The 22,469-nt window shown below is 56.1% G+C and carries 20 protein-coding genes; 17 read left to right on the forward strand and 3 right to left on the reverse strand.

Annotated features, from left to right (window positions below; all coding sequences use genetic code 11):
- Position 1 precedes the first annotated feature (1 nt).
- Positions 2–541 (forward strand): flavin reductase family protein, encoded by a 540-nt coding sequence (locus O3C79_RS07015; RefSeq protein WP_494385342.1) that lies wholly within the window; start codon positions 2–4, stop codon positions 539–541.
- A 56-nt stretch (positions 542–597) separates the two neighbouring features.
- On the forward strand, positions 598–1,497 hold the full coding sequence (locus tag O3C79_RS07020; protein WP_494385343.1) for a SphA family protein: 900 nt from the start codon (positions 598–600) through the stop codon (positions 1,495–1,497).
- A gap of 60 nt (positions 1,498–1,557) precedes the next feature.
- On the opposite strand, the gene O3C79_RS07025 is transcribed toward O3C79_RS07020, so the two are convergent.
- Positions 1,558–3,273 (reverse strand): sigma 54-interacting transcriptional regulator, encoded by a 1,716-nt coding sequence (locus tag O3C79_RS07025; protein WP_494385344.1) that lies wholly within the window; start codon positions 3,271–3,273, stop codon positions 1,558–1,560.
- Positions 3,274–3,685: 412 nt separating this feature from the next.
- Here O3C79_RS07025 and O3C79_RS07030 point away from each other — a divergent pair, with 412 nt between their 5' ends.
- The 9 genes from O3C79_RS07030 (at position 3,686) to O3C79_RS07070 (ending at position 11,070) form a co-directional block, all read left to right on the forward strand.
- Positions 3,686–3,997 (forward strand): phenol hydroxylase subunit, encoded by a 312-nt coding sequence (locus O3C79_RS07030; protein WP_494385345.1) that lies wholly within the window; start codon positions 3,686–3,688, stop codon positions 3,995–3,997.
- A gap of 27 nt (positions 3,998–4,024) precedes the next feature.
- Positions 4,025–5,008: an aromatic/alkene monooxygenase hydroxylase subunit beta gene (locus O3C79_RS07035; protein ID WP_494385346.1), complete on the forward strand. Its 984-nt coding sequence runs from the start codon at positions 4,025–4,027 to the stop codon at positions 5,006–5,008.
- A 31-nt stretch (positions 5,009–5,039) separates the two neighbouring features.
- Complete coding sequence (locus O3C79_RS07040; RefSeq protein WP_494385347.1) at positions 5,040–5,309, forward strand: MmoB/DmpM family protein; 270 nt, start codon at positions 5,040–5,042, stop codon at positions 5,307–5,309.
- Positions 5,310–5,325: 16 nt separating this feature from the next.
- The gene (locus tag O3C79_RS07045) at positions 5,326–6,828 is read left to right on the forward strand and encodes an aromatic/alkene/methane monooxygenase hydroxylase/oxygenase subunit alpha (RefSeq protein WP_494385348.1); all 1,503 of its coding nucleotides are present in this window, start codon (positions 5,326–5,328) and stop codon (positions 6,826–6,828) included.
- Positions 6,829–6,911: 83 nt separating this feature from the next.
- Positions 6,912–7,274 (forward strand): phenol hydroxylase subunit P4, encoded by a 363-nt coding sequence (locus tag O3C79_RS07050; RefSeq protein ID WP_494385349.1) that lies wholly within the window; start codon positions 6,912–6,914, stop codon positions 7,272–7,274.
- 21 nt (positions 7,275–7,295) lie between these two features.
- Positions 7,296–8,357, forward strand: coding sequence for an NADH:ubiquinone reductase (Na(+)-transporting) subunit F (locus O3C79_RS07055; protein WP_494385350.1), 1,062 nt, complete (start codon positions 7,296–7,298; stop codon positions 8,355–8,357).
- A gap of 168 nt (positions 8,358–8,525) precedes the next feature.
- Positions 8,526–8,894 (forward strand): 2Fe-2S iron-sulfur cluster-binding protein, encoded by a 369-nt coding sequence (locus O3C79_RS07060; protein ID WP_494385351.1) that lies wholly within the window; start codon positions 8,526–8,528, stop codon positions 8,892–8,894.
- 20 nt (positions 8,895–8,914) lie between these two features.
- A complete protein-coding gene (locus O3C79_RS07065; protein ID WP_494385352.1) occupies positions 8,915–9,838 on the forward strand; it encodes a catechol 2,3-dioxygenase in 924 nt (307 codons plus the stop codon).
- Positions 9,839–10,056: 218 nt separating this feature from the next.
- Complete coding sequence (locus tag O3C79_RS07070; RefSeq protein ID WP_494384249.1) at positions 10,057–11,070, forward strand: IS110 family RNA-guided transposase; 1,014 nt, start codon at positions 10,057–10,059, stop codon at positions 11,068–11,070.
- A 317-nt stretch (positions 11,071–11,387) separates the two neighbouring features.
- On the opposite strand, the gene O3C79_RS07075 is transcribed toward O3C79_RS07070, so the two are convergent.
- A complete protein-coding gene (locus O3C79_RS07075) occupies positions 11,388–12,638 on the reverse strand; it encodes a YeeE/YedE family protein (RefSeq protein WP_494385353.1) in 1,251 nt (416 codons plus the stop codon).
- Between the two features lie 658 nt (positions 12,639–13,296).
- On the opposite strand from O3C79_RS07075, the gene O3C79_RS07080 reads away from it, so the two are divergent.
- The 4 genes from O3C79_RS07080 to O3C79_RS07095 are packed head-to-tail and all read left to right on the forward strand — an operon-like array spanning position 13,297 to position 19,863.
- Positions 13,297–14,316, forward strand: a complete 1,020-nt coding sequence (locus tag O3C79_RS07080; RefSeq protein ID WP_494385354.1) for a WD40/YVTN/BNR-like repeat-containing protein — start codon at positions 13,297–13,299, stop codon at positions 14,314–14,316.
- Positions 14,317–14,337: 21 nt separating this feature from the next.
- Positions 14,338–16,833, forward strand: a complete 2,496-nt coding sequence (locus O3C79_RS07085; RefSeq protein WP_494385355.1) for an efflux RND transporter permease subunit — start codon at positions 14,338–14,340, stop codon at positions 16,831–16,833.
- Positions 16,834–16,852: 19 nt separating this feature from the next.
- The gene (locus O3C79_RS07090; protein WP_494385356.1) at positions 16,853–18,505 is read left to right on the forward strand and encodes a DUF1302 family protein; all 1,653 of its coding nucleotides are present in this window, start codon (positions 16,853–16,855) and stop codon (positions 18,503–18,505) included.
- A gap of 41 nt (positions 18,506–18,546) precedes the next feature.
- Entirely contained in the window at positions 18,547–19,863 is a 1,317-nt protein-coding gene (locus O3C79_RS07095) for a DUF1329 domain-containing protein (RefSeq protein WP_010323261.1), read from the forward strand.
- A 63-nt stretch (positions 19,864–19,926) separates the two neighbouring features.
- Here O3C79_RS07095 and O3C79_RS07100 read toward each other — a convergent pair whose 3' ends face one another.
- Positions 19,927–20,406, reverse strand: coding sequence for a MarR family winged helix-turn-helix transcriptional regulator (locus O3C79_RS07100; RefSeq protein WP_494385357.1), 480 nt, complete (start codon positions 20,404–20,406; stop codon positions 19,927–19,929).
- 520 nt (positions 20,407–20,926) lie between these two features.
- On the opposite strand from O3C79_RS07100, the gene O3C79_RS07105 reads away from it, so the two are divergent.
- Together O3C79_RS07105 and O3C79_RS07110 are read left to right on the forward strand one after the other, a co-directional pair.
- Positions 20,927–22,075, forward strand: coding sequence for an acyl-CoA dehydrogenase family protein (locus O3C79_RS07105; RefSeq protein WP_494385358.1), 1,149 nt, complete (start codon positions 20,927–20,929; stop codon positions 22,073–22,075).
- Between the two features lie 25 nt (positions 22,076–22,100).
- Positions 22,101–22,463 carry a hypothetical protein gene (locus tag O3C79_RS07110; RefSeq protein WP_010323264.1) on the forward strand — a complete coding sequence of 121 codons (363 nt, stop codon included), beginning with the start codon at positions 22,101–22,103 and terminating at the stop codon, positions 22,461–22,463.
- The last annotated feature ends 6 nt before the right edge of the window (positions 22,464–22,469 follow it).

Here is a 22,469-nt window from a genome sequence, read left to right on the forward strand (position 1 = left end):
TATGACCAGTGTAACCACCGCCAATGTTGCTGCCGACAGCAGTACGGCCGCAGCCAATCTGGCCCCCGCAATTGACCCGCGTGAATTGCGCGATGCGCTGGGCTTGTTCGCCACTGGCGTCACGGTTGTGACCGCGCCGGGCACCGGAAAGGACGCTGTCGGCATCACCGCGAACTCCTTTTCATCCTTGTCTTTGGAGCCGCCCCTGGTGCTCTGGAGCCTGGCGCTCAAGTCGCCGAGCCTGGATGCGTTTGAAGAGGGCAAGCCCTTTGCCATCAATGTATTGCAGCGTGAGCAGGAAGCCCTGGCCATGCAGTTTGCACGCCCGCTGGACGACAAGTATGAAGGTGTGGATTTCAGCCTGAACAGTCGGCAGGTGCCACTGCTGGATGGTGCTCAGGCACAGCTGGAATGCACGGTCGAGTTTACTCGTGTGCTGGGTGACCACCTGCTTATTGTCGGACGGGTTGATGCACTGAATACAGCACCCGGCGAGCCACTGCTGTTTTACCGGGGTGCTTTTGCCCAACTGGAAAGCTGAACCGGTCACTGCATCCGGATCGCGATTGCGAACAAGACCTGAACAGGACTCTGTGCATGATGAAAACAATGAACAAATCCAGCCTGGCACTGGCCATGGCTCTGGCGTTAACCCTGACCACTGAAGCTCAGGCAACCGAAGGGGGCGGCTCCAACTATCCTATGGGCGCCGAAAACTACCTGATGGGTGCGCTGCCGCCTCCCGGTGTGTATCCGCTGATCTATGCCAATCGCTATGCGGCCGATGATCTGATGGATGATGCCGGTGACAGCCTGCCGATCGATTTCCGCCTGCGTGCCAATGTGGTGGCCCCGCGTCTGGTATGGGTGACGGATACGACCCTGCTGGGTGGCCAGCTGTTCCACGCTGCACTCCTGCCGTTAGTAGATATGGATGTGTCGGTTAACGGCATGAGTGACAGTAACCGGGGTATTGGTGATCTGGACCTGACCGCCTTCGCACTGGCCTACCACCACAGCCCCAACTTCCACTCGGTAGTGGGGATGGATGTGTTTGTGCCGGTGGGTGAGTATGACGCCAAGGATATGGCCAATATCGGCCGTAACTACTGGGGCGTACAAGCGGCCTATGCGGCATCCTGGGTTAACCCGACCGGCTGGAATGCCGACATCAAGCTGATGTACGACTACAACTTCGAGAACAGCGATACGGATTACCAGTCCGGTCAGGAACTGCACTTTGACTATTCCGTTGGCTATGGCGTCAGCTCCAACTGGGTCGTGGGTGTGGGCGGCTATGCCTACAAGCAGACCACCGGGGATGAAGTGAATGGTGTTGATATCGGTAATGAGGGGCAGGCATTCGCCATTGGTCCGTCCATCAAGTACGACAATGGCAAAGGCTTCTTCCTTTCACTGAAATACCAGAAAGAGATGGCGGTGGAGAACCGTCCTGAAGGTGATGCCTTCTGGATCAAGACCATCATTCCTTTCTGATCTTCACCTTCCTCCGTTCGACGCTCGTCAGCCCTGGGAACAGGGCTGACGTTTTTTGTTTCAGGCGGTCTCCAGCTTCTTCAGTCGATAGGCCAGCTGCGGCCGTGTCATGCCCAGCATACGTGCTGCCTGGGATACGTTACCCTCAGCACGGTCCATAGCGCTGCGAATCAACTGCTCCTCCATCTCTTCAAGGCTGAATTCGTCATTGAGCAGCTGCTCACAGAGGTCGGCCTGGGACAGGCTGGTGTTGGGTGAGCGGTTGGCAATTTCCTGCGCCAGTACCCCCTGGCGGTTGATGCTGTTCAACGGGTGGGTGGGTTCGGACAATGACGGGAAAAACGCATCCAGATCGATGGTGTGGTTGTTGTCCGTGAGGATGACGCCCCGCTCGATCATGTTCTCCAGTTCGCGGATATTTCCGGGCCACTTGTAGTGCATCAGCGCCTGCATCGCCTTGTCGGACACGCTCAAGGTTTGCTTGTTATAGAGCGTGTGGTACTTCTTCAGGAAGTGATTGACCAGCAGGGGAATGTCTTCGGTTCGCTCGCGCAAGGGCGGGATATGCACCGGATAGACATTCAGGCGGAAGAAGAGATCAGCGCGGAACTTGCCGTCGCTGACGGCCTGTTCCAGATCCTCGTTGGCCGCAGCCACCACGCGCACATCGATGCGACGGGTTCGGGTGTCACCGACGCGTTCCATTTCACTCTCCTGCAGTACGCGCAGCAGGCTGGCCTGAGCCCGAGGGGACAGTTCGACCACCTCATCCAGGAAAATCGTGCCACCGTGGGCGCGTTCAAACTTGCCCTCGCGGGACTGGGTGGCGCCGGTAAAGGCGCCTTTTTCCACACCGAAAAGCTCAGCTTCGATAAGGTCGGGCGGGATACAGGCACAGTTGACCGCCACAAAGGGCTTGTCGGCGCGATCTGAGCTTTGGTGCAGCCCCTTGGCAACCACCTCTTTACCGACACCGGTTTCGCCTTGCAGCAAAACGGTGACGGGACTGGTGGAGGCACGGCGAATCATCTGGCAGACGTTCTTGAAGGCGCCGGACTGCCCTACGGAATTGAACAGCAGGTCGTCACTCTGGTCGCTGCTGCGGAAGTTGTCACGCAGCTCACTGAGTTCGCTCTGCAGGCCAAAGAGTTCATCCGCGATGGGGTCGGGCAACAGGTAACGTTCCAGCTCGGCCTGGTCTTCCCACTCATCGGCAGGGCGCCCATGAATGTGGCAATGGTCATGGCCCATACCGGCACATTCGGTCTCCTTGAAGATGATATTACGACCCATAAAGTAGGTGGTATAGCCGCTGGCATAGCCGATCAGCGTCCAGCAGATAGGCTCGTCGGCAGGGCCAAAATCCTGCATGTGCACATCGGCCTCGTATGAGTCGAACCAGTTGAATTCTGCATCGAATTTGCCGCTATTAACGTCCAAATCCAGAGAAACGGGTTTTACGTTGACCATCCCTTTGATGCAGTGCAGCTGAGGCCCGACGAAGAAGGCATCCTCCTTCGACATGTCCGGTCGAATCTTGTCCACCAGCTCGGCATCCTTCCATCCCGAATGGTAACCAAAGCGCATCAGAAAACCCTTGGCGCGCTCGATACCGAGGGTCTCTATCAGCTCCTTGCGCAGCAGTCCCATGACGCTGGAGTGGATTAGCAGCATGCGTTGTTCATTGAGCCAGACCTTCCCCTGGTCGCTCTCAAAGCGTATCTGAGACAACAGGTCGCTGCTGCCCGGAAACTCGAGTGTCTGCGTGTTAGCCATAGTTGTTTTTATACCGGCCGTTTTTGTGAGTTGTTATGTCGATCAATTTTTGATCGTTTTTTGCACAGTGTGTCTTTTTTATTGTTGGAGCATTTGGCTTCAGTTTGGAAGTGAAAGTCTAATATATGAGACTAAAGTCTAATGATCTGGTGCTGATTAAAAAATCAACATTCTCATCATTTGATCAACAAATCCCGCAGATTTTTCACCATTTGATCAGCTTCGGCAGAACCTCCCTATGTCGGGTTTACTCCCTGAACGCGGGGTATCAGATGCAAAATAATTATTTTTAATAATTATAAATCAATGGGTTATGTTTAATTTTCTGTGCATTTCTGTCGTTTTAATTCCGCTTTGGCACGCCCGTTGCTCCAGTGCAGGGTGAACATGCGTTGATGAGCAGAGGATAACAATGACAAAACTCAAACTGCACAACAGCAACGATGACCTGCCCAAACGGCAGAGTTTTGATCGTTTGACCAAATACATCCGTGTCCGCAGTGAACCGGATGCCCGCTTTGTCGAATTCGATTTTGCCATTGGTGACCCCTCCCTGTTTGTCGAGCTGGTGATGCCTCAAGGAGCCTTCGAGGCTTTCTGCGCCAGTAACGATGTGGTGCCCATGACCGACGCGCAGACCCAAGCCGTTGATGCCGAGATGGAAAAGTGGCGTTACGGCGAAGAGACGCTGATGTCGCACAACCACAGCCGCGCTTCCGAATAACAACAATCGCAGCCTGGGAATAGATCGATGAGTATTGAAATCAAAACCGCCACGATGGAACCGGTCCGCAATACCTACGCCAACGTGGAGCGTCGTTTCGGTGACAAGCCGGCGACCCGCTATCAGGAGGCGACCTATGACCTCCAGTCCGAGACCAACTTCCACTACCGCCCGCTGTGGCAGCCCGAGCTGGAGCTGAACGACCCGCGCCGGACCGCCATCGTGATGAGCGACTGGTACGCGTTCAAGGATCCGCGCCAGTTCTACTACGGTGCCTACGTGCAGCAGCGCGCCAAGATGCAGGAAGTGGCCGAGAGCAATTACGCCTTCTTCGAAAAGCGCGATCTGGCACGCTTCCTCAGCGATGAAGCTCGTGCTGAGGTGATTCGCTTCCTGGTACCGCTGCGCCATCTGGAACACACCGCCAACCTGAACAACATGTACGGCGCAGCCTACGGCTTCGGTACCGCGATTACCCAGGCGCTGCTGTTCAACGGCATGGATCGACTGGGTATGGCGCAGTACCTGTCCCGTGTCGGTCTGATTCTGGATGGCAACAGCGGCGATGCCCTGGCCGAGGCCAAGCAGCAGTGGCTGGACGCGGACATCTGGCAAGGGCTGCGTGCCCTGTGCGAAGAAACTCTGGTCACCGAAGACTGGTTCGAGGTGATGTTGGCGCAGAACCTGGTGATGGATGCACTGATCACCGACCTGGTGTACCGCCAGTTCGATCAGAAGCTCTGTGATGCCGGCGCTCAGGATATCGGCATGCTGACCGAGTTCATGCAGCTGTGGAACAAGGATGCGACGCGCTGGATTGATGCGGTGCTGAAAACCGCCGTGGCTGAATCCGAAGAGAACAAGGCGCTGCTGGCGCAGTGGATCGAGAAGTGGCGTGGCAAGGCCGCCGAAGCATTGGCACCTCTGGCCGACGCGATGTTGGGGGCTGATGCCCTTGGCGAAGCACTGGCCTCGCTGGACAAGCGTGTCGCCAAGGCCGGTATCAAGTAATCAGCGCAGCCAACAACAAGGAATCAGCCTCATGTCCAAAGTGTATATCGCCCTGCAGGATAACGACGAGTCCCGCTATATCGTTGAAGCGATCGAAGAAGACAACAGCGAAGCGACCGTTATCCACATGCCCGCGATGATCCGTATCGAAGCGGAAAATTTCCTCGCCGTAAAACGCGAAACCGTTGAAGAAAAAATGGGCCGCGACTGGGATGTGCAGGAGCTGCACATCAACCTGATCACCCTCGGTGGCAACGTGGACGAAGACGACGATCAGCTGACGCTGACCTGGAACGAATAACAATAAGGTGAACCCGATGGCAGCCAAGAAACTCAACATCAAAGACAAATACCGCTTGTTGACCCGTGACCTGGACTGGGAGTTCTCCTATCAGGATCGCAACAAGGCATTCCCGTTCGAAGAGTTCGAAGGGATCAAGATCACCGACTGGTCCAAGTGGGAAGATCCTTTCCGTCTGACCATGGACGCCTATTGGAAATATCAGGCCGAGAAAGAGCGCAAGCTCTATGCGATTTTCGATGCTTTCGCCCAGAACAATGGCCAGTTGAATATCTCCGATCCGCGCTACGTCAATGCACTGAAGATCTTCCTCACTGGCGTGTCGCCGCTTGAATATCAGGCGTTCCAGGGCTTTGCCCACACAGGTCGTCAGTTTGGCGGAGTTGGTGCTCGTGTCGCTTGCCAGATGCAGTCGATTGACGAGCTGCGTCACGTGCAGACGCAGGTTCACGCCATGAGCCACTACAACAAGTTCTTCGATGGTCTGCAGGACTGGTCGCACATGCACGACCGTGTCTGGTACCTGTCTGTGCCCAAGTCCTTCTTCAACGATGCCCGTGCGGCGGGTCCGTTCGAGTTCATGGTGGCGATCGGCTTCAGCTTCGAATACGTGTTGACCAACCTGCTGTTCGTGCCGTTCATGTCCGGCGCGGCCTACAACGGTGACATGGCGACCGTGACCTTCGGCTTTTCCGCCCAGTCCGATGAAGCGCGTCACATGACCCTGGGTCTGGAAGTGATCAAGTTCCTGCTCGAGCAGCATGAAGATAACGTGCCGATCGTGCAGAAATGGATCGACAAGTGGTTCTGGCGCGGCACCCGTCTGCTCACCATCGTCTCGATGATGATGGACTACATGTTGCCCAACAAGGTGATGAGCTGGAAGGAGGCCTGGGAAGTCTACTTCGAGGAGGCTGGCGGTGCCCTGTTCAAGGACCTGGCGCGTTACGGCATCCGCATGCCGAAATACGCCGACATCATCGAGAAGGAAAAAGAGCACGTGTCGCATCAGGCCTGGTGGACTTTCTACACCCACGGCCATGCCGCCGGCTTCCACACCTGGATTCCGACCGATGAAGAACTGGACTGGCTGAGCGAGAAGTACCCGGACACCTTCGACAAGTACTACCGTCCGCGCTGGGAACTGGCCAAGGAGATGGAAGCCAAGGGCGAGCGTTTCTACACCAAGGCGCTGCCGCAGCTGTGTACCACCTGCCAGATCCCGATGCTGTTCACCGAAATGGATGACCCGACCCAGATCAGCTACCGCGATTCCATCTACAAGGGCGACCGCTATCACTTCTGCTCCGATGGCTGTAAGGACATCTTCGACGATGAGCCGGAGAAGTTCGTCCAGTCCTGGCTGCCGGTGCATCAGATCTTCCAGGGCAACTGTGGTGGTCCGGGTGTCGAAGACATCCTGCGCGACTACTACCAGATGAATGTTGGCGTGGACAACATGGACATCAAGGGTTCGCCGGACGAAGAGCGTTGGAAGAAGTGGAAAGGGGTTGCTTAAACCTCGCGGTTTTCACCTGACACTCTGAACAATTCAAGAGAGGGGCTGACGGCTGGTTGGCCCCGGATCTGAGGATAAAAATAATGCCAGTACAAGCCATTACGCCGGACTACACCGGCGACATTAAAGACCGTGTCGAGAATTTCCACGGCAACCAGATCGTCTATGTGGGCTGGGATCATCATCTGATGTTCTGTGCCGCCTTTGCCTACCCGCTGCCGCCGGAAACGCCCTTTCGTACCCTGCTGGAAGAGGTAATGCCGGAAGGGTTCTCACTGCACCCGGAATGGGACCGTATCGATTGGGATCAGGCCACCTGGCTGCTGGACGGAGAGCCGTTCACGCCGCAGCTGGATGTCGCCCTGAAAGACCAGGGCGTCGGCCATAAATCCCTGTTGCGTTTCCAGACCCCGAACCTGAAGGGGTACCAGGACGCCGGCGTCTGAGGTGAGTTGAGGAGAGCCGTTATGAGTTACGAAGTGACCGTAGAACCCACCGGTGATGTGATTGAGGTGGAAGAAGGGCAAACCATTCTGGATGCGGCCCTGCGTCAGGGCGTCTGGCTGCCGTTTGCCTGTGGCCATGGCACCTGTGCCACCTGCAAATGCCAGGTGGTCGAAGGTGATGTGGACCTGGGCAATGCCTCGCCCTTTGCGCTGATGGATATGGAACGTGACGAAGGCAAGGTACTGGCGTGCTGTGCCATGCCGGAATCCGATCTGGTGATCGAAGCCGATATCGATGTGGACCCGGACTTTGCCGGTTATCCGGTGCGCGACTTTGTCGGGACCGTGACCGATATCGTCGATCTGTCGCCGACCATCAAGGGCATAACCTTTGCGCTGGATGATGACATGGAGTTCCAGGCCGGGCAGTACGTCAACCTGCGCATTCCCGGTGTCGAGGGCACGCGTGCCTTCTCCATCGCCAACAAACCGTCCGATAGCCGTGCGCTGGAGCTGCATGTGCGGTTGGTGGCCAACGGCGCAGGTACCACCTGGTTGCACGAGAGCCTTCAGGTGGGCGACACCCTTGATGTGTCCGGTCCCTACGGTCAGTTCTTCGTACGCAAGTCCGACGAACAGGGCGCGATCTTCATTGCCGGTGGCTCGGGGCTGTCCAGCCCCCAGTCGATGATCCTCGATATGCTGGAAGAGGGCGACAAGCGTGAGATCTACCTGTTCCAGGGCGCGCGCAATGTGGCCGAGCTCTACAACCACGAGCTGTTTGAAGCGCTGGATCAGCAACATGCCAACTTCCACTACATCCCGGCCCTGAACGAGCCTCAGGAAGACGAAAACTGGACGGGCTTTAAAGGGTTCGTGCATGAAGCGGCGATCAAGTATTTCGACAACCACTTCAGTGGCCACAAAGCCTACCTGTGCGGGCCGCCACCGATGATTGATGCGGCCATCACGGCGCTGATGCAGGGGCGGTTGTTTGAGCGAGACATTCACATGGAACGCTTCCTGACCGCTGCCGACGGCGCCGAAGAGCAGACCCGCTCTGCACTGTTCAAGCGAATCTAGGTTCAAACAGCAAGCAGGATCGAGTGGTGGGGAACGGATAGGCCCGGTGGCAACACCCGCTTTCGGGATTACATGTTCCCACCTCAACCGCTGGCGAGCGGTGTCGGAACATCCGATGATCGTGACAGAGCCGAGGCCCGTGATTCGGGCCGTAACAGAGGTCGCGTCATGAATAACAATAATCAAGCGCACCCCGATACGGAGGTGCCGACAGTTCATTACATCGCCGTTAACGACCAGCCCCAAGGGTTTCCGGCCAGTTCGGATCTCAGTGTGCTGGTGGCGATGGAGCGAGCCGGGCAGCAGCTGATTTCCGTTGGTTGTCGCGGTGGCGGCTGCGGTAAATGCCGCATCCGCATTGTACAGGGTGAGTATTTCAGTAAACGCATGAGCCGTGCCTGGATTTCGCCACAACAGGAAGACGAAGGCACGGTACTGGCCTGTCGGGTATTTGCCCGCAGTGACCTGGTAATTGAGCCTGATCCACCCGAGATTGGCACCCACTGCCAACCCCAGGATCAGCCTGACTGCGATTAGAACAATAAAAGGTGAAGAGCATGAAAAAAGGTGTAATGCGTCCCGGCCATGTCCAGATTCGTGTGCTGGATATGGATGAAGCCCTGAAACACTACGTCGAGCTGCTGGGTCTGATTGAAGTTGATCGTGACGACCAGGGGCGTGTGTATTTGAAGGGCTGGACTGAGGTGGACAAGTTCTCGGTGGTCCTGCGCGAGGCCGATCAGGCCGGTATGGACTTCATGGGCTTCAAGTGTCTGGACGAAAACGTGCTGGATAGCCTGCACGAAGATCTGAAGGCCTTTGGCTGTGCCGTGGATGTAATCCCCGAAGGTGAGCTGAAGGATTGCGGTCGTCGTCTGCGCTTTACCGCTCCCAGTGGCCATGATTTTGAGCTTTATGCCACCAAGCAGCAAACCGGCAAATGGGGCGTGGGCAACCGAAACCCGGAAGCCTGGCCGCGTGGCCTGCAGGGCATCAAGGCGACCCGTTTCGACCACTGCCTGCTCTATGGTGTCGATTTGGACAAAACACTGGATCTGTTCCGCGATGTGCTGGGTTTTGACCTGGCCGAGCAGGTGGTTACCCCGGATGGCAAACGTGTAGCACAGTTCCTCACCGCCAGCATGAAAGCGCATGACGTGGCGTTCATCGATCACCCCGAGCCGGGCAAGTTTCACCACGCCTCCTTCTTCCTGGAAACCTGGGAAGACGTACTGCGCGCCGCGGACCTGATCTCCATGACCGATACCTCCATCGACATCGGCCCGACCCGCCATGGTCTGACTCATGGCAAGACCATCTACTTCTTCGATCCTTCAGGAAACCGCACCGAAGTGTTCTGCGGTGGTGATTACCATTACCCGGACCATGAACCGGTCACCTGGGATGCCGATAAACTGGGCAAGGCGATCTTCTACCATGACCGCCAGCTCAATGAGCGCTTCCTGACCGCACTTACCTGAGCCAAAAGTATCATGTGAGGTTGAAATATTGTGGGAGCTCGCTCCGCGCGCGAAAAGCCTTCGCCCTCAGAGAGGGCTCCCACAGCCTCAGCAAAACTCCAAGCCAGACTAAAACCCTTGCATGTAATGTGGGAAATGAGATGGATCCGCCCACCCCGTGCCATGATTGAGTTTGCAGACCAATCAAGGTTCGGCATCCAGGCAAGAGGATCCATCTCATGAATAAGACTAGCATCATCGGAATTGATCTGGCCAAGCATGTTTTCCAACTTCAAGGCAATGATCAACAGGGGCATACCCGCTTTGCAAAACAACTGAAACGGCATGCGCTCCTGCCCTTTTTGGCGCGCCAACCGAAAAGCCTGGTTGCCATTGAAGCCTGTGGCGGTGCTCATTACTGGGCACGTGCTATCAGTGCGCTCGGGCATCAGGTGAAGATTATTCATCCCCGGTACGTAAAACCCTTCGTTCAGGTGCATAAAAATGATCAGCGTGACGCTGCCGCGATCGCCGAAGCCGCCGCCCGACCGGCGATGCCTTCAGTGGCACCCAAATCGGTCGACCAGCTCGACATCCAGGCACTACACCGAGTACGTGAACGGCTGGTTAAAGAGCGCACGGCCATTGGCAATGAGCTGAGGGGTATCTTGCTGGAAATGGGGGTCGTTATTGCCCAAGGACATCGAGCCATCCTGGAGGCTGTTCCACGCGTTTTAGAAGATGCCGACGCTGAGTTGAGCCACCGAGGCCGCCAACTGATTCATGATCTGCGAGATCAATGGCTTGAGCGTGAACAGCGCATTGCTCACTATGACCGCGAGCTGAAACAGATCGCACGAGACAACCCAGTCTGTACACGCCTGCAAAGCATTCCAGGTATCGGCCCAGTGAATGCCACTCTGCTGTACAGTCACGCGGGCGATGCCGGTCACTTCAAGTCAGCGCGGCACTTCAGTGCCTACTTGGGCCTGGTGCCCCGGCAGCATGCCAGTGGTGGCAAAGAGCGCCTGCTGGGCATTAGCAAGCAGGGAAACGTCCACGTGCGCAAGCAGCTCGTGCATGGTGCTCGTGCGGCCTATCGCGCCTTGATACACACTGACGACTCGCGGTTGGCCCGATGGCTTCACGGGATGAAAGGGAAACATCCCAATACAATCATCGTCGCGCTGGCCAACAAGCTGGCCCGCATTGTCTGGGCGCTCATGACACGGGAAGAGTGTTACCGGGCATGAGCGTCAGCCATATTAATACTCAGTAATGTAACAGGTACTCATCACCAGAGTTGCGCAGAGCCTTAGGACACCACAGATAAGATCGACTTGCTGAAGCCTTTGAGCGCGCATGGCTCATAGAAGCCGAGTGGGAGATCAGGACAGCAAGTGCATATCTCATAATGGCCAGGGGTGGATACGCCCCGATGACAGGCCGGATATAAGCATGCAATCTCTATCTACTGGTCAAAGGCTTGCAACCCGGGCGGATCCATATAAGCACGCTCCGCGGACGAAAAGCCTCCCTCTCAGAAACCCCTCCCACATCTATTCACACCTCAGGACTGCAAACGCTTACCTGTCACATTGCCAATGACACCACCAGCAACCATAAACACAAGAAAGATCCAGCCGGACAGAGAGAAGTTGGCGATAGGAGTAAACAGCGCACCCACATTACAGCCATTGGCGAAACGGGTACCCAGGCCCATGGCCAGACCGGCAATAATCAGCAGTACCGCTTCCTTCAGGCCCAGGCGCATCTTCGACATGCCACTGAAGCAGCGACCGGCCAGCAGCAGTGATACCACGGCGCCCAGCATGATGCCGATATTCTGCACGTTCACCGGGTGACTGAAGAACGGCATGGTGAACACCTCAACCGGGCGGTGGGTAAATTCGGCAATAGCTGCCGGATCAGCACCCAAGGCGATTAGCAGGCGGCCGAACCAGAAACCGAACGGGGATGAAGCGCCCCAGCCGGCACCGGTGACGCCCATCAGCAGGGTGAACAGCACTACGATCACCGCGATGCCGGTGGTCATGGACCAGCGTGAAACGAACAGTGCTTCATAGGTTTCACGGCTGAAAAAGGGGTGCTGTCCCAGGTTGGCAGCCGGCTGTTGTTCCTGTGCCTGCTCGGCGGCAACTCCGATATAGGTATCGTTGCGACGGCGGCGCTGTTCATAGCGATGGGCCAGCCAGCTGACCACAGCGGCAAAAAAGGCTGTCAGTACAATCGCGCCGAAATAGCCTTTCATCGGGTCCTGCGGAAACAGGTCCGGCAGGTATACGCCCTGATTGGCATAGGTCTGGGTGGATACCAGTGTATCGGTGATCCAGGGCTGGGTTGCCTGCAGTGGAAAGCCCAGGAATACACCGGCACCGAAACAGGTCAGGATCAACGCCGGGCGGGTAAGGTTACTGGAAAAGTAGGTCAGTACCCCGGATGCACAGCAGCTGGCGAAGGACATGCCAAAGCCGAACAGCAAACCGCCCACAACCAGTCCGGCATTGATCGGGTTGACCCAGAGGTTCAGATCTTTCGGGTTCTGGTTGTAGAGAAAAGCGGTGGTCGCGATGGCCGTGGCGGTAAACATCAGCATCAAGCCACGCATCAGCTTGGTGGAACCGGCACGATAGGCACGGTTCACGCTGCCGGCAAAACCCAGCGCGGCACGGGTCAGGGCATATCCCAGGCCAAGTCCAATCAATAGACGGAAAAAAATATCAGCTTCCAGTGCCAGGCTGCCGGCACTTAAAATCAAAACGAGCAGCAGAAACCCGCTCAGGTTTTCAACTTTGTTCATCAGGTTTTCTCTTGGGTACTACGGCGGGCGGAGGTCTGGAACAGAACGCGCCCAATGAAGGATGGCAATCCTAATTCTTTTCCGCTATGGATCAATGTTCTGTAAAGACTAATATGTAATAAGCAAATAACTGATGCTTGGTTTGCAGGTTTCTACAGACGTGCAGCGTGGCGGGTTGTGCGCTGTGTGTATTGCCTGAGTGCCAACAAAATCTTCGCCCTCAGAGAGGGCTCCCACAGTTTTAACAAGGCTCCATGCCATTCACCTCTAATGTGGGAGCGCGCTCCGCGCGCGAAATACACTCACTCAGAGAAGAAAGCTTCCAAACCTATTCAAGGTGCTCAAATGACATCCATTCTCAAAAAGGGGCCAGGCCACTCTCAGCACCCGCATCAGACCAGACATCAGCTTGTTACAACCGGTCTTAATGATTTGCGCAAATACCCATGAAGACTTTGATGATTTGATCAATCCGGTTTAATGATCTGCGCAGGTGTATCGCTATCGTTCGATCGCTGGATTTTCTGTTTTTCACGCTAACTGTTTGTTTAATAAGATTTAAATAGTCAGCAAAACACGCCAGATCAATTCTGGCACAACCGTTGCTCTATCTGCATGAAGCCGAATATACGTGCCCATTCATCCAGAAGAACAACAAATGATGAAACCACAAGCAGTAGACCTCAACGGCAGCCGCACGCACGCGTGCCTGTCCCGAACGAATGCCGCTCATATGCCTCTTCGCCTGTCTCGGGCTTTGGCTCTGGGCGGATGTGCCTTACTCCTCAGTGCCTGCGAAGCCCCGCTGAACCTGTCAGGTGTCGAGCAGGAACTGGAAAACCCCATACGTAGAACCGATCAGATTCTGGCGCTGGCCGTGACCGATCAAGTGCAGGTTGCCGTGGGCAATGCAGGTCTGGTTCTGACTCGTCCAGATGATGACACAGAATGGAAACGGCAGGCCCTGGATGGCGCACCCAACTTGATTGATGTGGATGCCTGCCCGGATGGCTCGCTGATCGCGCTGAGTTTTGAACGTCAGTTGTGGATAAGTGATGCCGCCGCGCAGAACTGGCGCAAGTCTGAACTGCCCACACCGGAAAACCTGCTCGATGCCACCTGCGCACCGGATGGCAGCTACTGGGCTGTTGGCAGTTTTTCCACTCTGATGGTCAGCCGTGATGGTGGTGCCAACTGGAGCGAAACCAGTCTCAACGAAGACGCCATGCTGACATCGATCCAGTTTCTGGATCAGCAGACAGCCTTCGCCACCGGCGAGTTTGGTCTGGTGGTGCGCACGGATGACGGCGGTCAAAACTGGCAGCCCCTCGACTATATCCCCAACGACTTTTATCCCCAGGCGGCCCATTTCCGTTCCCGTGAACAGGGCTGGGTTGTCGGGCTGGACGGCATGATTCTGCAGACCCTCGACGGGGGGCAGAGCTGGCAGTCCGAGCGCACGCCAGTGGCGGCACCTCTGTATGGCATCGCCGATACCTCGGCCGGGCTTTTTGCGCTTGGCGAGAACGGCACGGTGCTGTCCCGCAGTGACGAGCGCTGGGAGCAAGTGGACGTGCCGGCATTGCCGGTCTGGCTGCGCTCTGCAGCCGAGCAGGCCAGTGGCGAGCTGCTGATTGCCGGAGGCAACGGCACGCTGATGTCGCTGCCGATCCAATAATAACAACACGACGGTTCTATCATGGATAAACGATCTGCCAGTGCCCACAAGGCCACGCACTGGTTGCACAGCGTCGACCAAAAGCTGTTCAACTATCCCAAAATCATCCTGTCCCTGATCCTGCTGGCGACGATCTGGTTTGCGGCCCAGATCCCCGGCGTGAAGATGTACTCGGATTTTGCCGACCTGCTGCCGCAGACGCATCCCTACATCGAGCTGCATAACGATATTAAAGAGTCGTTCGGTGGTGCCAATGTGATCATCGTAGGGGTCGAGTTCACCGAACACGACATCTTCGATAACGAAGCGCTGGCGCGGATTCACCGCATCACCCAGTCGGTGGACTCTCTACCTGGGGTGGACCATAACCTGGTCACCAGTGTGACTCACCGCAACTCGCGCAAGGTGTGGCTGACGCCTGAAGGCAACGTCAACTCCGAGCCTTACTACAACCCTGAGCATACTGACCTTAGCGCCACTCAGCTGGATCAGCTGCGCAAGGATGTAGGCGCAGATCCACGCGTGCTGGGGCCTCTGGTCAGTCCTGATCTGCACATGGCGCTGGTCAAGGCGCAGCTGATTGAAGGCAAGCTGGATTATGCGGCGACCTATGAACATATCCAGCAGATGCGTGAACTGGAAGCTGCTGATGGTGTGAAAATCCATGTGACCGGCCAGCCGATGCTGGTGGGCTGGGCCTACCAGTATCTGGATCAGATCATCGAGATCTTTCTGTTCACCGCGCTGATCATGTTGTCCCTGCTGGTGTTCTATTTCCGCAAGGCCTACGGCATCTTCATTCCGCTGGCGGGCGTGATCGTCTCCTCGATCTGGGGCATCGGCATCATTTCGATGTTCGGCTACAACCTGGACCCGTTGAGCCTGGTGATCCCCTTCCTGATCTCGGCGCGCGCCATGTCCCACGGTATCCAGTTGGTGGAGCGCTACTATCTGGAGCTGAATACCCATGATGACCATCACCAGGCGGCACGGCTGACCTTCGAGAGCCTGTTCCGTCCCGGCAGTCTGGGGGTGGTGTCCGATGCCATTGGTCTGCTGCTGATCGCCATCGGTTCCATCCCGCTTAACACCAAGCTGGCGCACTACGCCTCCATCTGGGCGCTGAGCATCATCATTACCGTGCTGTTGGCCGTGCCCTTGCTGTTGTCGGTGCTGCCCAAGCCGAAGAACACCACCATCAAACACAACCTGTTCCGGAATGTGGGCTATGTCTGCGCTGATTTGATCAGTGGTGAGAAAGCAGCGAAGAAGGCGCTGGGTATTGCGGCGCTGCTGCTTTGCGGCGGTTTCTATTTTTCCTCCCATGTGGTGATTGGCGAGTCTGAGCCGGGATCACCGATCCTGTATCAGGACCATGATTACAACCTGTCCTCCAAGGCGATCAATGACAGCTTCCCGGGCTCCGAGGAGATGTACATCGTCGCTGAAACAGACGAGAAGGGCGGTATCAAACGACCGGAAGTGCTTAAAGCGCTGGCCGATCTGGAACGTCACATGCTGCTTGATCCCGGTGTCGGTGGTGCCAAGGGTATTCCCGATCTGGTGAAGCAGGTGAACCGTCTGCTGCACAATAACGACCCGCGCTGGGCGCAGATTCCGGATGATCCGCTCTATGCTGGTGGTCTGATGTTCACCTACATGATGTCCAACCCGATTCCGGGTGCGCTCAAGGAGTTCATCGACAGCGACGAACGTGTGGCCAACCTGGTGTTTTACTACAAGGACCATCAGGGCGAAACCATTCGCCGCGCGATTCATACCGCAAAACAGTGGATCGCCGAGAACGAGGGCAAGGTGGAAGGGCTAACCATCCGTCTGGCCGGAGGGACCATCGGTGTTATCGCCTCACAGAACGAAGCGGCGTTCGAAACCAATCTCTGGGTGCTGCCGCTGGTGTTCCTGTTGATCTTCTTCATGGTCACCTTCTTCTACACCTCCCTTATGGCCGGAACCATGATGTTCGGCGCCATGCTGTTCGCCACCACGTTGACTTACGCCTACATGGGCCTGAGCGGTATGGGCATCAACTCCAACACCGTGCCGATCATCGCTGTAGGTGTGGGCATCGGTATCGACTACTCAATCTACATGATGGACCGCATCCGTTCGGAAATGGTGGTGCTGGGAGATCTGCATGCGTCGGTGCGCCGCGCCATTCGCACTACCGGCCTGGCGGTCAGCTTTACCGCCATCACCCTGATCGCCGGCATCGTCATGTGGGTGGTGCTGTCCGACCTGCGCTTCCAGGCAGAAGCAGCACTGCTGTTGATCGTCATGGTTGTGCTCAACGGCGCTGCTGCCATGTTGCTGGTACCCAGCTGGGTGCTGGTGTTCAAACCCAAGTTTATCTGTGCGGCCTATGCCGATGAGGACGGTGTGATTCACGCCGATGCCGAAGCATCGACTGGCTACCCAGCAGGGCTGGGCGCTGTTGATAAAGAACCCGAAAAAGAACCGGAAGCCGAGTCTTCCCTTGTCATGACAACCAAGGCTTAAACCATAAGAGGCCAGATCCATGTCGAAAACAATAACAACGACATTCAATCATCTCGCACTGGGCGTTGCTGCTGCACTGGGTACCGGCATCGCCTTACCCGCAGCGGCTGCCGACACAACCTGGGCGGGCTACGTCGAGAACGCCACCTACTACCGTGATGGGGTAGGAATTTCCAAGTTCCGTAACACCGGGCAGGCGGAGTTCGAGACCAAGTTCAAATCCGATACTTTCCGTACACTGCAGCTCAACGGTGTACTGCGTGGCACCTATGATGGCGTCTACGACCTGAACGATGACGAGTTCGGCAAGGATGCCGGGCATGATTACCTGGGTCAGAACTGGCATGGCCAGGACACCTCCACAGCAGTGCTGACCCCCGGTGTGTCCTTCCCCTGTGATAATGATCCGACCCTGTGTAACAACCTGGACGGGTACATGGATCATGACGAAAACGATGCCCGTTTTCCTGAGTTTAACGACCGCCTCGACTTTATCCGCGAGCTTTACCTGAGCGCCGACAAGCAGCTTGATAATGGCGATGTGCTCAGCTTCCGCCTGGGCAAACAGCAGGTGGTGTGGGGCAAGACCGATCTGTTCCGCGTGCTGGATGTGATCAACCCGGTGGATTACTCACGTCACAACATCTACGACGAGCTGGAAGATATCCGCATCCCTCAGTGGATGTTGACGGCCGAATGGCGCATGGGGCCCAACAAGGTATTTGATGACTCCAACCTGTCGCTGGTGTGGAACTTCGACAAGTTCCGTCCCAATAACCTGGGCACCTGTGGTCAGTCCTACCGCATTCTGGATGCGGGCTGCTTCTTCTCCTCGTCAGCCAATCTGCAGCTGATTCCCAATGGGCCCTACAGCCAGCCGGTACCGATTATTCATGATGTGGAAGACCCGGACTGGAGCCTGGCCAACACCCAGCTGGGGGTTAAGTGGGAAGGGGTTTACGGTGATGCGACTTTCTCTTTGAACGCGCTGACCTATCGCCAACAGCTGCCTTCACTGCACTTCCGTGAACTGGCTCCGGGTGCCGGTGTGCCAGCGGTGGATGGTGTGTTTGATATCAAATTCCCGCGGGTGAACCTGCTGGGCGGCTCCATCGATTACTACTCCATGAACATGGATGCGGTCTGGCGTCTGGAGATGGCCTACACCGAAGGTGAAGAGATGCCGCGTGACCTTAACGGTCACAAGGAAACCGACATGCTGCGTTACGTGATCGGTTTCGACAAGAACATCATCATCCCCGAACTGGGCACACGCAGTGCCTTCCTGCTCTCCACCCAGCTGTTCGGTGAACACATCCTCGAACATGAAGTGGATATGCCTAACGACGAAGACAACTGGATCGCCACCGTGCTGTTCAAGGGCTTCTACAAGAACAACCGTTTGAGTCCGCAGCTGATTGTGGCGCACGACTTCGCGGCTGAATCCACCGTCTATGCGCCCAGCATCTCCTGGACGCCGGATAACCACTGGATGTTCAACCTGGGTCTGAACTTCAAGACCGGCGGCAACGAGCGTTTCCCCTGGGGTGTGGCCGGTGCCTTTGGCGATTCAACGCCTCAGTATGAACCCCTGGCTCGCTTTACCAATGGCCCGATCGGCGTGGCTAACGATGAAGACGAACTCCAGTTCACCGTTCGTTACAGCTTCTGATAATCCCGTTTCGAATAAGAGAAATAATAAGGAAAACTGTCATGTTGAAGAAAACACTGTTGTCCGCTGCCATTGCGCTCACGCTGGCGACCGGTGCCCAGGCGGCCGAGGTATCAGAAGAGATTATTCAGGAATCCTTCTTTCCTTATGCCAAGGGCACACCTGAGTTTACCGGGCTGAAAGCCGGCATGGTGATCAACCAGGGCAATGTGGAGCAGTTCAAGGATGTGCTGGACCCCGCCATGTACATGTTCGTGAAGAACGGTGATACCGAGATCAAGGTGGGTGAAACAACCGACTTCGCCTTGCACCCGAGCTATATCGAAGCAACCCGCAAGTACTCCGCGGATGTCGAATTGGGCGCCGAGCACGGTGAAATCTCCGACACCATTGCCGGTCGCCCTTTCCCGGCGGAACCATCCATGGATGATCCGAGGGCAGGGGAGAAGCTGGCCTGGAACTACAAGTATGGCTACAACTGGGGTGACTCGGCCGCCATCATGCCGTTCTACTGGACCATGCGCGATATGGAGTCCGGTAACAAGGAACGGACCATTAAGATGAACTTCCACTTCCTGAACTTTACCCACCGTACGTCTCAGGAGCCCTATCCGGCAATTACGCCGAACCCGTCCGAGCTGTTCCGTGGCATCTATGTGCAGGTGCTGGAGCCGTTCGATGTGAAGAATACCCAGCTTCTGATCCACCGCTTCGAGGATGACACCAAGGTGGATAACGCCTACCTCTACCTGGGCTTCCAGCGCAGGGTGCGCCGTCTTTCATCCGGTCAGACCACTGATGCTTTTCTGGGCACCGATGTCATGATCGAAGACTTCGAAGGCTATAACGGCCGCATCTCCGACATGAAGTGGACCTATAAGGGTACCAAGCATCTGTTGATGCCGATGTATAACCACAACGACATGGAGCTGGATACGGAAACACATCAGGATGATGATGGCTATCAGGTGGTTGCCTTTGGCGGCAAGGGCGGCTGTTTCCCGGAGATCACCTGGCAGCTGCGTAAGGTGTATGTGGTTGAATCCGAGCCGGTAGATCCTAACCACCCGATCAGCAAGCGTCAGCACTATATGGATGCGCAGACCTTCATCATTCCGCGCAATATTACCTACGACCGTAAGGGGGACATGTGGAAGAGCTGGACCATCGGCCAGTCCCATCCGGACCACCACCTGCCGGTGAACAAGGGCACCGGTGTCTCTATCGATGACTCCTTCACCATGATCGACATCCAGGCTGATCACTGCACCACCGGCCAGTTCAAGGGTATTGTCGATCCAGAGCGTAGCCCGGTGGACAAGTTCAGCGTGCAGAACATGCGTGCGTCCGGCCGCTGATCCGGCGCTTTTTCATCACCCCTCTTTGCCCCGGTTTTGACCGGGGCTTTTTCGTTCCGGGGGTTAGTCCGATACCTGGGAAAGGTTGTCGTACAGCTTGGCCAGCAGCACATTGGTGCGGTGAATCTGGGCCGAGGTTAGCCCCTTGAAGCTTTTGCGAAACAGCAGACTGACCGATTCACGTACTTCTTCCAGCTGTTCCAGCCCCTTGTCCGTCAGGGACACCAGCGTCACCCGCCCGTCTTCAGGGGAGGTTTTGAGCAGCACCAGCCCATCATCCCGCATGCGATAGAGAATCTTGGTGGTGGTTGGCAGCTTGGCCACGGCGTGATCAGCGATTTCGGAAATACTCAGCTCCGAATGCTCGAGCAGAATCATGGTGATACGCCAGCGCGGAATATCCATGTCGACCTTTTTCAGCAGCCGCTCCATCTCCTGGCTGTAGAGGGCATTCAATTGGGCTACCCAATAGAACGGGAACTCCTGGCGTTTGAAGTCATCGCTCAAGGGGTCGTACATGTCGGCTTTACGTTTCTGGCTCATTGCAACAAGGCACTCCGGCGAAGGTGCTGGCAGGTTCTAACAATATAGTTGATCTGGAAAGTATATATCCAAACGGCTTTCGGTGGAATTTTTTGGTGCGTTTTATGGTTTTTTGCACCATTTTGGATGCTGTTTTTGTATACGAAAATGGGATGTTTTGATGTCAAAAATGGGCTTTACATCCATGTGTTACTGCACTTCTGGTACTAGTTTTGTGTTGTGTTTTAGCGGATATTTATGGCTTTTTCTTAATTTTATGAGCACTTTATATGATTTTTGTGTGATTTTTTAAATTCATTTCAGCGTCACAAAGATCGGCTCCATCTGATATGGATCATGGAAAATTTGCTAAATATTTAGTTGACGATTCAAGTGATAAGTGAAATTCTTTTTCCAGCGTATGAGGCAAGCTTTACTGCCGCAGCAGGCCTGAAAAGCAAAGCAAATGCTGTGCGAAAGGTCAGAGGCGCTTCCACTCAGCGCCCAAAACAATAAAGACAACAAGATGGAGCCGAGCGACATGCCTGGTTATCAGATCGACAAATCTCTCTGGGGCGGAGAGACCGTATTCGACGCCCTGCTGGACGAGGTGCGTACGCGCCGACAGGAGTTTGAAGACCAGAAATATATCTCCCGGGATATCATCGAATCCTTCAAGGACATCGGTGTGTACCGGGCGATGGTCCCCAAGGCGCTGGGCGGTGATGAGCGCAGCCCGGTGGAATTCCTGCAGATGGTCGAGGCGATGGCAGCAGCGGATGGCTCCGCAGGTTGGGTTGCCAGCTTCGGCATGAACCCCGCTTATCTGGCGGCCCTGCCGGCAGCTACCGTCGACAAGGTCTGGTCCGAGACGCCCGATGTGGTGTTTGCCGGCGGTATCTTCCCGACCCAGCCCGCCCGCAAGGTTGATGGTGGCTTCATTGTCAACGGTACCTGGAAATTCGGCAGTGGCTGCATGGGGGCTTCCCTGATCGGTGTTGGCATCATGCCCGATGACGACCAGCCCCTGCCGCGCATGGCCGTGATGCCCGCTGATCAAGTGCGTATTGAGCCCAACTGGGATGTGATCGGCATGGTCGGTACCGGCTCCCACGATCTGGTTGTGGAAGAGGTGTTTGTGCCGGAAGAGTGGACCTTCGTCCGCGGCGGCAAACCCAGCATCGAGTCCGACTTTTTCCGCTACCCCTCCCTGGCCTTTGCTGCACAGGTACTGTCCGTGACCACTGCTGGCCTGGCCCGCGAGGCTCTGGATGTGGTGCAGGGTATGGCGGCTGGGCGCAAATCCGTGACCGGTGCGCCAAACCTGGGTGAACGCGAGTACGTCCAGATTGAAATTGCCAAGGCTGAGGCCAAGGTTCGTGCCTCCCGCGCCTTCTTCTACGAAGCTACCGAAGATGCCTGGAACAGTATTCAGGACGGTGGCAAACCCGGCCGCGACCAGATCAATCTGGTGCGCCTGGCCACGACAAACCTGGCACACGAATGTGCCGATGCGATCCGCACCGCCTATCAGGTTGCGGGCATGACCAGCACCTACAACGACCATCCGCTGTCACGCATCTTGCGCGACTCCATGATGGCGACTCAGCACGCCTTCATGGGTGCGATCACCTTGAAAAATGCCGGCGCCATGTTCTTTGGCCATGACCCGCTGCCGGGCTACCTCTAACTGAATCAGATCCAGGAGACACACCATGAGTGATAACAAACCTTTGCGCGTCCTTTTCTGCATGGGCATCAACCAGAACTTCATGGATGCCCCCCGTGATGAGCAACTCGATGTCTGGGCTGCATTCGGTGAGATGTGGAATGGCATCCACGATATGGAAGGGGTTGAAGTGATCGGCAACATGGATGACGACCAGAGCATGGTCGGTCCGTCCAATGGCTACCCCTGGACTACTTACTTGCTGGCGGATGTGAAGGATTACGACACCGTGTGCGCCTGCTGCAACCTGTTCCGCTCTACTGAAGTGGGTTCCGGTCCTTACAAACTGTGGCGCTACGCCAAGGTAGAAGCGCGTATCGGCCGTGAACTGATCGTTCAGCGTGCCTGAGGCCAA

The sequence above is a fragment of the Marinobacterium sp. NO-S09 genome (assembly GCF_059179545.1).